9 protein-coding genes and 1 rRNA gene are annotated in these 9,709 nt (G+C 53.6%); 7 read left to right on the plus strand and 3 right to left on the minus strand.

What is annotated here, in order from left to right; genetic code table 11:
• Positions 1–143 precede the first annotated feature (143 nt).
• Complete coding sequence (locus tag FD737_RS23410; protein WP_160834684.1) at positions 144–1,259, minus strand: tRNA/rRNA methyltransferase; 1,116 nt, start codon at positions 1,257–1,259, stop codon at positions 144–146.
• A 156-nt stretch (positions 1,260–1,415) separates the two neighbouring features.
• Between FD737_RS23410 and trxC the strand changes: the two genes are divergently transcribed.
• The 7 genes from trxC to FD737_RS23440 all read left to right on the plus strand — a co-directional run bounded on the left by trxC (position 1,416) and on the right by FD737_RS23440 (position 7,959).
• Positions 1,416–1,835, plus strand: a complete 420-nt coding sequence (gene trxC / locus FD737_RS23415; RefSeq protein WP_034825465.1) for a thioredoxin TrxC — start codon at positions 1,416–1,418, stop codon at positions 1,833–1,835.
• Positions 1,836–1,913: 78 nt separating this feature from the next.
• Positions 1,914–2,606, plus strand: coding sequence for a tRNA-uridine aminocarboxypropyltransferase (locus tag FD737_RS23420; RefSeq protein WP_160834685.1), 693 nt, complete (start codon positions 1,914–1,916; stop codon positions 2,604–2,606).
• An 85-nt stretch (positions 2,607–2,691) separates the two neighbouring features.
• Positions 2,692–2,994, plus strand: coding sequence for a hypothetical protein (locus tag FD737_RS24230; RefSeq protein ID WP_370523138.1), 303 nt, complete (start codon positions 2,692–2,694; stop codon positions 2,992–2,994).
• A gap of 24 nt (positions 2,995–3,018) precedes the next feature.
• Positions 3,019–3,462, plus strand: a complete 444-nt coding sequence (locus FD737_RS24235; RefSeq protein WP_370523139.1) for a hypothetical protein — start codon at positions 3,019–3,021, stop codon at positions 3,460–3,462.
• A 43-nt stretch (positions 3,463–3,505) separates the two neighbouring features.
• Positions 3,506–6,157, plus strand: coding sequence for a bifunctional acetate--CoA ligase family protein/GNAT family N-acetyltransferase (locus tag FD737_RS23430; protein WP_160834686.1), 2,652 nt, complete (start codon positions 3,506–3,508; stop codon positions 6,155–6,157).
• A 122-nt stretch (positions 6,158–6,279) separates the two neighbouring features.
• Positions 6,280–7,635 carry a CDP-diacylglycerol--serine O-phosphatidyltransferase gene (gene pssA, locus FD737_RS23435; RefSeq protein WP_160834687.1) on the plus strand — a complete coding sequence of 452 codons (1,356 nt, stop codon included), beginning with the start codon at positions 6,280–6,282 and terminating at the stop codon, positions 7,633–7,635.
• 3 nt (positions 7,636–7,638) lie between these two features.
• Positions 7,639–7,959, plus strand: a complete 321-nt coding sequence (locus FD737_RS23440; RefSeq protein WP_058959193.1) for a YfiM family lipoprotein — start codon at positions 7,639–7,641, stop codon at positions 7,957–7,959.
• Here the strand turns inward: FD737_RS23440 and FD737_RS23445 are convergent, their stop codons facing one another.
• Positions 7,960–9,264, minus strand: coding sequence for an MFS family transporter (locus FD737_RS23445; protein WP_097119814.1), 1,305 nt, complete (start codon positions 9,262–9,264; stop codon positions 7,960–7,962).
• A 212-nt stretch (positions 9,265–9,476) separates the two neighbouring features.
• Positions 9,477–9,592 (minus strand): 5S ribosomal RNA (gene rrf / locus FD737_RS23450).
• Between the last annotated feature and the right edge of the window lie 117 nt (positions 9,593–9,709).

Genomic DNA, 9,709 nt, shown 5'->3' on the forward strand with positions numbered 1-9,709 from the left:
TCGTAACGAGAGACGATATCAAGGGCCTGACTGAGCTGCATAAAAAAATCCGGAAACGAAGCGTTTCCGGATTCTTACACAGCCACTGGATCGTTCAACTGATCCTTAACTGATCGGCATTAGGCCTTTCGGCCCGTTTTCTTTTATGCGTTCTGGCGCCACCATTCGGCGAGCAGAATGCCAGTCGCCACGGAGACGTTAAGACTCTCAACGTTGCCGGTACCGCCAATCGACAGGCTGATATCACCCTGCTGGAAGGCGCTGTCGGACAGACCTTCACGCTCCTGACCCAGTACCAACACCATTTTGGCTGGCAGCTCAGCTTTCGCCAGCGGCGTGCCTTCATGGCTTGAAGTCGTCACGATGGTGTAACCCGCTTTGCGGAAGGCTTCCAGACCGCTGGCAAAACTTTCACCGCTGATGGCCTGCACATGTTCTGCGCCACCTTCGGCAGTACGCACTGCCGCGCCCGATTCCAGCAGGGAAGCATCGTTAACCAGCAAACCTTTCACACCGAAGTGTGCGCAGCTACGCATGATGCCACCGAGATTGTGCGGGTTGCTGACATCTTCCAGCGCCAGCACGCAATCCCTGGTATCCGCTTTTTTCAGCCACTCAGAGACTTCCATGCCCATACGTTTCTTGATGATGAAGCACACGCCGCCGTGGTGTTCGGTGCCTGAAGCCTTAGTCAGCTCGGCATCATCCACCACGTGGTAGGCTTTACGGTTGGCCGCTAACCAGCGCAGCGTTTCGCGGAAGCGCGGGGTGACGCTCTGGATAAACCAGGCACGTACAATGCTCTCTGGGCGGCTGGCAAACAGCGCCTGGCAGGCATTTTCGCCGTAAACGCGCGTCTCTTCCTGACGCTGACGGCGAATCTGCTCGGGATCGATCACCGGCTTGTTGCTGGCTGCATCATCAACCTGGCTGTCATCAGCCACTGGCGGACGAGAAACGGTGCGCCACGGAGAATCACCGAAGCTGCGGTTGTCATCACGATCATCGCGACGACCGAAGCTGCGACCGCGGTCAGCATTGCGTGCATCACGCGCGGGCGTTCCGCGTCCACCTGCACTGCTGCGACCACCTTCTTCATTATTACGTGCAGTACGAGGACCAGAACGACGATTATCTTCCTGGCGCGCAGCAGGACGGCCGCCTTTGCCGGTACGGGGATTTGGCTTTTGGCCTGCATCCTCATCACGTACATACATCACTTTTACCTTGCCGCTTTTGCCTTTAAATTCGTCGTTCATTTGTTCCTCCTGCATTGAGAGCGCGAAGATTACCTGATGTGCTGGAGCTTAGCTATCAACTATTGAACCTATTGGGCAATCCAGATTGAGCATAGCACTCAACCTTTTCATAATGTTCGGCAATCATAACATTTACAGGTCCGGTTTGAGGTGACGATGAATACTGTATGTGCCTCCTGTCAGGCAACTAACCGCGTTCCCGAGGAACGTATTGCCGATGGCGCCAAGTGTGGTCGCTGTGGCGACGAGCTGTTCAATGGTGAAGTCGTGAATGCCACGGCAGCCACGCTGGATAAATATTTGCAGGACGATTTGCCCGTGGTGGTCGACTTTTGGGCGCCGTGGTGCGGTCCGTGCGTGAACTTCGCGCCTGTTTTTAAGGATGTCGCTGACGAACGCCGCGGTAAAGTGCGCTTTGTGAAAGTGAACACGGAAGCCGAACCGGCACTCAGCTCACGCTTCCGCATCCGCAGTATCCCGACCATTATGGTGTTCAAAAAAGGTGAGATGGTCGACATGTTAAACGGGGCAATGCCCAAAGCGCCGTTTAATGAGTGGCTCGACGAATCACTTTAAGCACCTCAGGCCAGCCCCTGTGCTGGCCTTGCCGTTCGCCTTCCATTAAACTGGCGTTTTTTTCCTGCCTGCGATTCTATGTCTGAAAATGCCGTTCTGCGCTTACGTGCGCAACGTTTAGCACGCGCTACGCGCCCGTTTCTTGCCCGTGGCAATCGCGTGTTGCGTTGCCAGCGTTGTCTGTTGCCGCAAAAAAATTGCCTGTGTGCCACGCTGCAACCGCAGCTAGCACGCAGCCGTTTTTGCCTGGTGATGTTCGATACCGAGCCGATGAAGCCGAGCAATACCGGACGCCTGATTGCCGATATCCTGCCTGATACGCTGGCGTTTGGCTGGTCACGCACCGAACCTGATGAAGCGATGCTCGCAGCAGTGCAAACCACCGATTATCAGCCACTGGTAGTATTTCCGGGCTCGTATGCCGATGCAGGCAGGGAAGTCCTCATCACACCTCCGCTCACCGGCAAACCACCGCTATTTATTATGCTGGATGGCACCTGGACCGAAGCCCGCAAAATGTTCCGCAAAAGCCCCTGGCTGGATGCGTTCCCGGTGATGTCACTCAACGTTTCCACACCGTCGCGCTACACGCTGCGGGAAGCGCACGGCGAGGGCCAGCACTGTACCGCTGAAGTGGCCGCCGCGCTGCTGGAACAGGCTGGCGATGTTGAGGCAGCAAGCGCGTTACAGCAGCATTTTGAGCATTTCCGCCACGCTTATTTGGCAGGCAAGTCGCATCATCCTGTGCACTATCAGGAAAGTGTGCTGTAGGGATCGCCTGATTTTTTAACTCGTCCGTTTGATTTATAGTCGCACATCGCCATGGAGTTGGCTCCCAACATAAGGATGATGCGCTATGAAAGTCTGGTGGCTTGTTGTGCTGCTGATAGCGGGCTGCAGCACGGCACCGCAAACTGACCGCCCTTACCCACTGCAGTTACAATCCGTTAGCACACGCCCAGGTGGCATCATTAGCGTTGCTGAATTGCAGCCCGGTGATTTGCTGCTCTCCTCCGCCACCTCGCCTCAATCCTGGGGCATTCGCCTGATTAGCTTCAGCGGTGTCAGCCATGCCGCAATCTACCTGGGTGATCGGCAAGTGGCGGAAGCCGTGGGCAGTGGTGTCAAAATCATTCCGCTGCAACAGGCTATTGAGTAGAGTAATAATTTGTTGGTGCTACGCGTGCCCAGCCTCACTCAAGACCAAAGCTCGCTGTTGCGCGAATTTGCCCACCAGCAACAAGGCAAAAAATACAATTTCAAAGGTATCGTGATGTTCATGCCGTTTATGGTTTCGCGCCGCGTCTGCGAGCTGCCGCTGATGCATGAAAATCTACGCAGTGCCTGTCTCACTGCATTAGCGCGCGTGCAACTCGCCGACGTTGACGATCCTCAAGCCAATCGCTTCTTCTGCTCAGAATTCGTCATCGCAGGATATCGCCATGCAGGCGTCGAGCTACTTCAGGGACAGGCGAGCTGGGTCAGTCCGGCTGATCTCATGCATCTGCGTGATGGAGATGTCTCAGCATGGCATAGCGAGCAGAATATGCAGTACATCGGCCATTTAAAGCGCTGGAACCTTAAAGAGATCCTCAGCCTGCGATCGGCGAGTCGGCAAGCAGAGTAAAAAGCGTTTACAATCATGCCAATCTTGATGTCGGGAGCGGATGATGAGCCAACGCGGACTGGAAGCACTGTTACGACCTAAATCAATCGCGGTGATTGGTGCGTCAGTTACACCGGGGCGCGCCGGCTACTTTATGATGCGTAATTTGCTGGCTGGCGGATTTAGCGGTCCGGTGCTGCCGGTCACGCCGAAGTATAAAGCCGTAAGCGGTGTGCTGGCCTGGCCGGATATTGCCAGCCTGCCGTTCGCGCCCGATCTCGCCATTATCTGTACTCATGCCAAACGCAATCTGGAGCTGCTGCAGCAGCTGGGTGAAAAAGGCTGCAAAGCCTGCATCATTCTCTCCTCGCCCGCCAGTCAGCTTGAAGAGTTGAAAGCCTGCGCCAGCCAGTGGCAAATTCGCCTGCTCGGCCCGAACAGTCTGGGATTGCTGGCCCCGTGGCAAGGATTAAACGCCAGCTTCTCGCCGGTGCCGATCGCAAAAGGACGCATTGCCTTTATTTCTCAATCCGCTGCGGTATCCAACACCATTCTTGATTGGGCTCAGCAGCGCAATCTCGGCTTCTCCTGGTTTATCGCTTTGGGCGACAGTCTGGATATTGATGTTGATGACTTGCTGGATTTCCTGGCGCGTGACGGTAAAACCAGCGCTATTCTGCTCTATCTAGAGCATCTCAGTGATGCGCGCCGCTTTGTTTCGGCCTCTCGTAGCGCCTCACGCAATAAACCGATTCTGGTGATCAAAAGCGGTCGCAGCCATCAGGCACAGGCGATGATTGGCACACTCAGCGGGCTGGATGCAGCATGGGATGCCGCGATTCAGCGTGCCGGTTTGCTGCGGGTGCAGGACACGCATGAACTGTTTTCCGCGGTGGAATCGCTAAGCCATATGCGTCCATTGCGAGGGGATAGATTGATGATCATCAGCAACGGCGCAGCCCCCGCAGCCTTAGCACTGGATGAGCTGTACGCGCGTAATGGCAAACTGGCTACGCTGAGTGATGAGACTTTACAAGCCTTGACCACGTTGTTGCCCGAGGGCGTTGGGCGCGGTAATCCGCTGGATCTCAAGGACGATGCCACCCCAGCGCGCTATGTTGCCTGCATCGAACAACTACTGGATAGCCATGAACTCGATGCATTAATGATTATCCATGCCCCGAGCGCCGTGTCTCCCGCCACCGAAACGGCCGAGCAAATTATTGCGACAGTGGCAAAACATCCGCGCGGCAAACAGGTGACACTTCTCACTAACTGGTGTGGCGAATACTCGTCACAAGCCGCTCGTCGTGCTTTCACTCAGGCCGGAATCCCCACCTGGCGCACACCGGAAGGCACTATAACTGCATTTATGCATCAGGTTGAGTATCGCCGTAACCAAAAACAACTGCGTGAAACCCCCGCTTTGCCGATAGGCCTGACACAAAATAGTACGCAGGCGCACCAACTGATTCAACAAGCGCTGGATCAGGGGATTAACACCCTGGATACCCACGAAGTGCAGCCGGTGCTGCAAGCGTATGGTTTGTCGACGCTACCGACCTGGATTGCGAGTGACAGCCGTGAGGCCGCCACTATTGCCGATCAGATTGGTTATCCGGTGGCGCTTAAGCTGCGGTCGCCGGATATTCCACACAAATCAGAAGTTCAGGGCGTGATGCTGTATTTGCGCAGTTGTGAGGAGGTTGAGCAGGCCGCTGAAGCGATATTTGATCGCGTGCGCCACACCCATCCTCAAGCCCGAATTGATGGATTGCTGGTACAAAGCATGGCGAATCGTGCGGGTGCGCAGGAATTACGCGTGGTGGTGGAGCAAGATCCGCTGTTTGGTCCCATCATTATGCTGGGTGAAGGCGGCGTAGAATGGCAGGCCGATAAACAGGCTGCCGTCGCACTTCCCCCATTGAACATGACGCTGGCGCGTTATCTGGTGATTCAGGCGATGAAGAGCGGCAAAGTGCGCAGTCGCAGTGCGTTGCGTCCACTGGATATTGCCGGGCTGAGCCAATTGCTGGTGCAGGTTTCAAATCTGGTGGTAGATTGCCCGGAGATCCAGCGGCTGGATATCCATCCGCTGCTGGCCTCCGCGAATGAATTCACCTTGCTGGATGTCACGCTGCAACTCGCGCCATTTACTGGTGATAACGAAGCGCGTCTGGCTATCCGTCCTTACCCGCATCATCTTGAAGAACAAGTACAGCTGAAAGATGGGCAGTATTGCCTGTTCCGTCCGATCTTGCCGGAAGATGAACCACAACTGCGCGCGTTTATCGCTCAGGTAACGAAAGAAGACCTTTATTATCGTTATTTCAGTGAGATCAATGAGTTCACGCATGAGGATCTCGCCAACATGACCCAAATCGACTATGACCGAGAGATGGCCATTGTTGCAGTACGACAGCACAACGGGAATGATGAGATTATTGGTGTGACGCGTGCGATCTCGGATGCCGATAACATTGATGCGGAGTTTTCGGTGCTGGTGCGCTCCGATCTTAAAGGACTCGGGATGGGCAGACGATTGCTGGAAAAGATGATCCGCTATACGCGCGATCATGGTCTGCAACAATTGAACGGTATCACCATGCCACACAACACCGGCATGATTACGCTGGCACGAAAACTGAATTTTCGTGTGAATATTCAATTGGATGATGGCATTGTCAGCCTGAATTTACCGCTCGGTGAGGCGTGATGATATCCTGTACAGAAAGGTAAAAATCCTCCTTATCAGGCCGGTTGATGTTATTATTTACCGTTAGGATCATGATTTGATGGCAAAAGGCCATGCAATGAACAGAGAAGAAGTGCACTGTGATGTTGTCTAAATTTAAACGCAATAAACACCAACAACACCTCGCACAGCTGCCTAAACTGTCACAATCCGTGTCGGATGTGACCACGCTTTACTCGCCTGCCGAGTTCCGTGAGACCCTGCTGACGAAAATCGCTGCGGCTGAAAAACGCATCTGCATCGCCGCGCTCTATCTCGAGAACGACGACGGCGGGCGTGGCATCATGCAGGCGCTCTATGCTGCGCGTCAGGCACGTCCGGAGCTGGATATCAGTATTCTGGTGGATTGGCATCGCGCGCAGCGTGGCCGAATTGGTGCCGCTCGTGGACTGACCAACGCTGATTGGTATTGCGAGATGGCAGCACAGCATCCCGAGATCGCTATTCCAGTGTATGGCATTCCCGTTAACACGCGTGAAGCACTTGGCGTACTGCATCTGAAAGGCTTCATTATTGATGACACCTTACTGTATAGCGGCGCCAGCCTGAATGATGTTTATCTGCATCAGCATGATAAATATCGCTATGATCGCTATCAGCTAATCCGCAATCCACAATTGGCGGACACCATGTACGCGTGGATTTGCGGAAATCTCAAGCAGTCCGATGCGGTTAATCGCCTTGACCAGACTGAGCGTCCATCCAGCCCTGAAATTAAAAACGAAACACGCCAGTTCCGCCAGGATTTGCGCAGTTTTAACTACCAGTTCGCGGGGAATACTGAAAATGACTCACTGGCGGTCACGCCGCTGGTGGGCCTTGGCAAACGCAGTCTGCTCAATAAAACCATCTTCCATTTGATGCCGTGCGCCGAGCGTAAACTGACGCTGTGCACGCCTTACTTCAACCTGCCAGCGATCCTGGTGCGTAATCTGATCCACCTGCTGCGTCAGGGTAAAGAAGTGGAGATCATCGTGGGCGATAAAACCGCCAACGATTTCTACATCCCGCCTGACCAGCCGTTTAAAATCATCGGCGCACTGCCCTATCTGTATGAGATCAACCTGCGACGCTTTCTGAGCCGTTTGCAGTATTACGTCAATAACGGCCAGTTGACGGTGCGTTTGTGGAAAGACGGCGAAAACAGTTATCACCTGAAAGGCATTTGGGTGGATGACGAGTGGATGATGATTACCGGTAATAACCTTAATCCGCGCGCCTGGCGACTGGATTTGGAAAATGCGGTGCTTATCCATGATCCGAAGAATGAGCTGGCAGAACAGCGCGAGAAAGAGCTGGCGTTGATTCGTGAACATACCACGACGGTCCAGCACTTCCGCGAATTAGAGAGTATTTCTGACTATCCGGCGAAAGTACGTAAGTTAATCCGTCGTCTACGCCGTATCCGTATTGACCGTCTTATCAGTCGCTTACTCTAACAGATGCGTGCGTTCATCCTCTGCGTAGTTTTACTTTGTAGTGGATGTGCGCATGTGGCACAAGATAACTGGACCGGTAAGGACAAAGCCGAACACTTCTTCTCTTCTGCCGTGCTAGCCGCTGCCGGCAGTGAAATCTCCCAACACCAGCATCAAAGCCGTGGACAAAATTTACGTTTTGGCTTTTTGTTCTCGCTGAGTTTTGGCGTAGGAAAAGAGTTATATGACAGCCGCTCTTCGGGGAGCGGCTGGAGTTGGAAAGATCTCAGCTATGACGTGGCGGGAGCGGCCACTGGCGTTGCCTTGTGGAATTTAAGCCAATAATCACAGTGCAATGCCCTTCCCTTTGCGATGGAGCATCAGGGAAATAACGAAGGCCAATGCCCCCATCGCCGACACATACCAGAAGAAACTGGTTTCAATCCCCTCTTTCTTCAGCAGTAAAGCGACATACTCGGCCGAACCACCAAAGATCGCATTAGCCACCGCATAAGATAAGCCAACACCTAGTGCGCGCACTTCTGGCGGGAACATTTCTGCTTTCAGAATGCCACTGATGGCGGTATAGAAGCTGGTGATAATCAGCGCCAGCATGATCAGTGCAAATGCGGCCCAACCGCTCTGCACATTTTGCAGCATCATCAGGATCGGCACGGTACAGACCGCTGCACCCGCACCAAAGATCATCATCGAGGATCGACGACCGATCTTATCTGAAAGCGCTCCAACGATCGGCTGAATCAACATGAAGACGAATAATGCAGCAGTCATCAATCCGCTGGCACTGCGTGCATCCATCCCTGCCGTGTTGACGAGATACTTTTGCATGTAGGTGGTAAAGGTGTAGAAGCTCAGTGAACCGCCGGCAGTAAAACCCAATACCATCAGAAATGCGCGTGAGTGATTGCGCAGCAAACCCATAACGCTGCCCGCATCTTTATGTTCACGATTCTTTTTCTCGGAGGTTTCATTCAGTGAGCGACGCAGCCACAGAGCGACCACAGCCAGCACGGCGCCAAGGAAGAAGGGGATACGCCAACCCCAACTCCGCAACTCTTCGTCGCTGAGGATCTGTTGCAGTACTACCACGGTAAGAACCGCTAACAGCTGCCCGCCGATCAGCGTCACATACTGGAATGATGCGTAAAATCCTTTACGGCCCTCTAAAGCGACTTCACTCATGTAAGTAGCGCTGGTGCCATACTCTCCTCCCACTGACAACCCTTGAAACATACGCGCCAGCAGCAGGATCACCGGTGCCGCTACGCCAATTTCGCCGTATCCTGGCAGGCAGGCGATCACCAGGGATCCTAAACACATCATGCAGACAGAAATCAGCATTGAGTTTTTACGTCCATGGCGATCGGCGATATAGCCAAACAGCCAGCCACCAATCGGACGCATTAAAAATCCAGCGGCGAATACACCTGCTGTTTGCAGTAACTGCGTAGTGGTATCGCCTGCCGGGAAGAATACATGCGCGAAATAGAGTGAGAAAAAGGAGTAAACGTAGAAATCGAACCATTCGACCAGGTTGCCCGATGACGCGCCAACAATCGCCCAGATGCGTTGTTTGCTGTTTATCGTTGATTCAGATGGTGCCACTTTTTGTTGTAGTGAGTCGGTCATGTCTTACCTCATTTCCTTGCGATAAATTAATGCCAAAGGATTCAGTAAAGCACGTGTTGGGCGGTTTCGGGAATTGGATGACGTTGAAGGTGCTAATTTGTGATTAGTAAGGGATTTTGGGGGTGAAATTAGGGCGATTGCATGCAATTTCAGCGTTATATAGACGTAAAAAAACCCTGAACTTTCGTTCAGGGTTTCTTCACTTGTTTGATGCCTGGCAGTTCCCTACTCTCGCATGGGGAGGCCCCACACTACCATCGGCGCTACGGCGTTTCACTTCTGAGTTCGGCATGGGGTCAGGTGGGACCACCGCGCTAAAGCCGCCAGGCAAATTCTTGTGCTCTGTCCTGTGTCTTTTGTGCTGATGCTGCGTTGCTCTCCCTCGCGTAACTCAGTCACATACCTCAGTATGCTCCTTCGTTCCGTCCCGGTCGGCGCCTTGCCT

The sequence above is a fragment of the Pantoea sp. Seng genome, assembly GCF_009829935.1.
Taxonomy (GTDB): Bacteria; Pseudomonadota; Gammaproteobacteria; order Enterobacterales; family Enterobacteriaceae; genus Pantoea; species Pantoea communis.

Bases quoted from the DNA above. Each gene is read 5' to 3' on its own strand.
- FD737_RS23430 (WP_160834686.1), top strand. From the start codon at position 3,506: ATGAGCCAACGCGGACTGGAAGCACTGTTACGACCTAAATCAATCGCG.
- trxC (WP_034825465.1), top strand. From the start codon at position 1,416: ATGAATACTGTATGTGCCTCCTGTCAGGCAACTAACCGCGTTCCCGAG.
- FD737_RS23440 (WP_058959193.1), top strand. From the start codon at position 7,639: ATGCGTGCGTTCATCCTCTGCGTAGTTTTACTTTGTAGTGGATGTGCG.
- FD737_RS24230 (WP_370523138.1), top strand. From the start codon at position 2,692: ATGAAAGTCTGGTGGCTTGTTGTGCTGCTGATAGCGGGCTGCAGCACG.
- FD737_RS23410 (WP_160834684.1), bottom strand. From the start codon at position 1,259: ATGAACGACGAATTTAAAGGCAAAAGCGGCAAGGTAAAAGTGATGTAT.
- FD737_RS23420 (WP_160834685.1), top strand. From the start codon at position 1,914: ATGTCTGAAAATGCCGTTCTGCGCTTACGTGCGCAACGTTTAGCACGC.
- pssA (WP_160834687.1), top strand. From the start codon at position 6,280: ATGTTGTCTAAATTTAAACGCAATAAACACCAACAACACCTCGCACAG.
- FD737_RS23445 (WP_097119814.1), bottom strand. From the start codon at position 9,264: ATGACCGACTCACTACAACAAAAAGTGGCACCATCTGAATCAACGATA.